Here is a 2,811-nt window from a genome sequence, read left to right as displayed (position 1 = left end):
CTCCGGCGGCAACCTCAGCAAGGAGGGCATCGACGCCGGGCCGCCCAAGCAGCAGACCCGCTTCCGGTACGGCGAAGACCCGGACGCGAGCGGTGACAAGGGCCGGGCTCTGATCCAGCGCCCCGGGATCCCGCCACTGATCACACGTCCTGGCGAGGACGAACCGGAAGGGTCCGAATCGGCTGCCCAAGGCGTTGCGGACGGCTCCGGTCACCTCGCGGGCGCATCGGCTCCGGGCGGCGACCTGACCTCCATGCCGCCAGCCGACCCCGGACCTTCGGCCTCGGGCACTCCGGCGTCCGCGTCCGGACCGTCGGCCACCGGCTCCGCGACACCGACGAACTGGGTGTATCCCACCCAGCCGCCGTCGGGTTCCTGACCCACATCCCCCGGGGGCGGGCCGCACTCCACGGCCCGCCCCCGCCCCCCACCAGCAGGAAGGTTTCGCCATGACGTCCAGAAGAGCGCCGCGCGCCCCGTCCTCCGCCCGCTCCCACCGTCTGGAACCACCATGTCCGGCAAGCACCAGTCCTCCACGCCCACCGTGAAGTTCCCGCACCGCAGCAGGCGCGGCGTCCTGCTCGGCCTGTCCGTCCCGCAGTTGGTCGTCGCCGGACTCACCGGCCTTCTTCTTCTCGCCGTGATCCTCGCTCGCGGTGTGGTGGGCGCTCTCCAGCTCATCCCGCTGTGGGCCGTGATCGCCCTGCTCGTCTTCGTCCGCCACCGAGGCCGTGCTCTGGCGGACTGGACCCCGATCGTCGTCCGGTACGCGCTGCGCCGGATGCGAGGCCAGCTCGTCTGGCTCACCCGGCCCTCTCGCCGGCCGACCCGCGAGGGTCTGCTCCACCTTCCCGGCACCGCTGCCAGCCTGCGCGTCACCACTGCTCCCGACGGCAAGTACGGCGCGGTCCACAACCCGCACACCGGGACGCTGACCGCGGTGGTCAAGGTCTCCTCCCGCGCCTACGCCCTGCTCGACCCCGGCACCCAGCAGGCCAACGTCGGCGGCTGGGGACGCGCGCTGGCAGCTCTCGCCCGTACCGGGCAGATCGCCCGCATCCAGGTGATCGAGCGCACCATCCCCGACTCCGGCGACGCGCTGCGCCGCTACTGGGAAGAGCACGGCCGCCCCGACACCCCGATGGCCGGAGCGATCTACAACGAGCTGATCCAGAGCGCCGGCCCCGCAGCCGCCCCGCACGAGGCGTACGTCGCGGTGTCCCTGGACACCAAGGCGGCCCGTCGGCTGATCAACCAGGCCGGCGGCGGCCTCACCGGAGCCTTCAGCGTCCTGGCGCAGCTCACCTCCACGTTCGACCAAGCGGCGCGGACCGCCGGTCTCACCCCGACCGGGTGGCTCACCGCCCGCGAGATCGCCGCCGTGGTACGCACCGCTTATGACCCGAAGTCGCTGGCCACACTGGATCGTTGGTCTACGGCTGGTCGCCCCGAGGCCGATCCTGCCGCCGCCGGCCCCGTCGTGGTCGTCGAGAAGGCGGACCACATCGCCACCGACTCCGCCGTGCACGCCACCTACTGGGTGGAGAACTGGCCGCGCACCGAGACCAGCGCCGGCTTCCTGCACCAGCTCCTGTTCACCGGCGGCGTCCGCCGCACGCTGTCACTGTCCTACGAACCGAAGAACCTCGACGCCGCCCTGCGCGACGTGCAGCGCAAGAAGTCCAGCGTGATCGCCGACGCCGCCGAACGCGCCCGGCGCGGCCAGGTCGACTCCGAGGCCGACTCGATCGAGTACCAGGACATCAAGTCCCGCGAACGCCAGCTCATCGCCGGGCACGCCGACGTCGCCCTGACCGGTCTGCTGACCGTCTCGGCCGACACCGAGGACGATCTGCGCACCGCCTGCGCCGTCGTGGAGACCGCCGCGGTCGGCGCCCAGCTCGACCTCCGGCCCCTGACCTGGCAGCAGGCAGAAGCGTTCACCGCCGCCGCCCTGCCGCTCGCGCTCGCCGCCTGATTCTCCCCCTCGAAAGAGCACCCTCATGTCCCGCACTGCCAGCCCGACCGCGCAGGACTTCGTGCCCTTCGCCACTGCCGCCCTCGACTTCCACCGCGCACTCAACATCCCGGGCGGACCGCTGGTCACCACCCGCACCGAGCTGGACGCTCTGCACGCCCACCTCGTCTCGCTCTACGGGCTCCTCGACGCCCACACAAGTCGAACGGGACAGCTCGTCGCCATCGAGGGCGACCAGCTCCGTGCTACCCGCACCCGTATCTGGCAGGCCGCCGAACACCTGCACGCCGCCTACCACGCGGCGCCCCGGCCGGAGTCCGGCGAGGTCCCCGAACCCGAGGCATGCCAGACCGGCCTGCCCGAAGGAGCGCCGGAACTGACCATCTGCCAGCGCCACCAGCGCACCACCCGCCTCGTGCGGCGGCACACCACGCCGACCGATCTACACGCCCCGTTCACCGGCCTCGTCCGCCGCTGACTCACTCCCTGTCTGGAGAACCCTTCATGCCTCGCACCCGTGCCAGCGCCTCCCCGCTGTTCGTGCCCCGCAAGACCTCGCGTGCCGAGCAGCGGGCCGCCCGAGCCGGTTTCGCCGAAGCCCGCCGTCAGGCCCGGCTCGCTGGCACTCCGGCCAAGCACCGCGCCGAGCAGAGCCTCGACCCGGACCTTCGGCCGACCTACCCGGTCGCGGGTCGCCCCGGCTCCTCCTCTGCCCGGGGCGGCAAGCTCGCCTTGCCCGCCCACCGGATGACCACCGCAACAGCCAGCGGCGCCTACCCGTTCGTAGCCGAAGGCGGCCTGGGGGCCGAGGGGGTGTTCATCGGCCGCGATGT

The 2,811-nt window shown here is 72.4% G+C and carries 2 protein-coding genes and 2 pseudogenes; all 4 read left to right on the top strand.

Features of this window, described 5'->3' with window-relative positions:
• A pseudogene (locus ACIO3R_RS39420) lies at positions 1-379 on the top strand (ATP-binding protein); the annotation flags it as partial.
• 132 nt (positions 380-511) lie between these two features.
• Entirely contained in the window at positions 512-1,978 is a 1,467-nt protein-coding gene (locus tag ACIO3R_RS39415) for an SCO6880 family protein (RefSeq protein ID WP_402111937.1), read from the top strand.
• Positions 1,979-2,003: 25 nt separating this feature from the next.
• Positions 2,004-2,456: a DUF6238 family protein gene (locus tag ACIO3R_RS39410; protein WP_360615573.1), complete on the top strand. Its 453-nt coding sequence runs from the start codon at positions 2,004-2,006 to the stop codon at positions 2,454-2,456.
• Positions 2,457-2,482: 26 nt separating this feature from the next.
• Positions 2,483-2,811: pseudogene (locus ACIO3R_RS39405) on the top strand (ATP-binding protein); the annotation flags it as partial.

Origin of the sequence: Streptomyces sp. NPDC087428 (assembly GCF_044744085.1) — a bacterium.
Classification (GTDB): domain Bacteria; phylum Actinomycetota; class Actinomycetes; order Streptomycetales; family Streptomycetaceae; genus Streptomyces.
This window is presented reverse-complemented; position numbering and strand designations above follow the sequence as displayed.

What these genes read in the sequence shown, in the direction of transcription:
- ACIO3R_RS39415 (WP_402111937.1), top strand. Translation starts at nt 512, where the DNA reads ATGTCCGGCAAGCACCAGTCCTCCACGCCCACCGTGAAGTTCCCGCAC.
- ACIO3R_RS39410 (WP_360615573.1), top strand. Translation starts at nt 2,004, where the DNA reads ATGTCCCGCACTGCCAGCCCGACCGCGCAGGACTTCGTGCCCTTCGCC.